At 52.4% G+C, this 1,253-nt stretch carries 1 rRNA gene; it reads right to left on the reverse strand.

The annotated features are described in order from the left end of the window. Positions 1-1,253, reverse strand: a 23S ribosomal RNA gene (locus AC1TO8_RS23820); the annotation flags it as partial.

The raw sequence follows: 1,253 nt of genomic DNA on the forward strand, positions 1-1,253 counted from the left end.
GCCCAAATCGTTACGCCATTCGTGCGGGTCAGAATTTACCTGACAAGGAATTTCGCTACCTTAGGACCGTTATAGTTACGGCCGCCGTTTACTGGGGCTTCGGTTCATAGCTTCGGGTTTAACCCCTAACCACTCCCCTTAACCTTCCAGCACCGGGCAGGCGTCAGCCCGTATACTTCGCCTTACGGCTTCGCACAGACCTGTGTTTTTGCTAAACAGTCGCTTGGGCCTTTTCACTGCGGCCCCCTCGTGCTATTCACACTACCGGGGCACCCCTTCTCCCGAAGTTACGGGGTCATTTTGCCGAGTTCCTTAACGAGAGTTCTTCCGCGCGCCTTAGAATACTCTTCTCGCCTACCTGTGTCGGTTTGCGGTACGGGCACCTTCTCCTGGTTAGAGGCTTTTCTTGGCAGTGTGAGATCATGACCTTCGCTACTATAATTTTCGCTCCCCATCACAGCCCAGCCTTATAGTGTGCGGATTTGCCTACACACAAGCCTCACTGCTTAGACGGACTATTCCATCAGTCCGCGTCACTACCCTACTGCGTCACCCCATTACTCATAACGGATTACGGTGGTACAGGAATTTCAACCTGTTGTCCATCCACTACGCCTTTCGGCCTCGCGTTAGGTCCCGACTTACCCTGAGAGGACGAGCCTTCCTCAGGAAACCTTGGGCTTTCGGCGGATCAGATTCTCACTGATCTTTTCGTTACTTATACCGGCATTCTCACTTGTATAGTGTCCAGCGCTCCTCACGGTACACCTTCAACCTCTATACAACGCTCCCCTACCCCTGATACTATAGTATCAAGCCATAGCTTCGGTGGTGTGTTTAGCCCCGTTACATTTTCGGCGCAGAGTCACTCGACCAGTGAGCTATTACGCACTCTTTCAATGATGGCTGCTTCTAAGCCAACATCCTGGTTGTCTGTGCAACTCCACATCCTTTTCCACTCAACACACACTTGGGGACCTTAGCTGATGGTCTGGGCTGTTTCCCTTTCGACAATGGATCTTAGCACTCACTGTCTGACTCCCGGATATAAGTACATGGCATTCGGAGTTTGACTGAGCTTGGTAACCCTTGCGGGCCCCGCACCCAATCAGTGCTCTACCTCCACGACTCTTCATTCCGAGGCTAGCCCTAAAGCTATTTCGGGGAGAACCAGCTATCTCCGAGTTCGATTGGAATTTCTCCGCTACCCCCACCTCATCCCCGCATTTTTCAACATGCGTGGGTTCGGGCCT

The organism is Paenibacillus sp. Y859 (assembly GCF_056786405.1).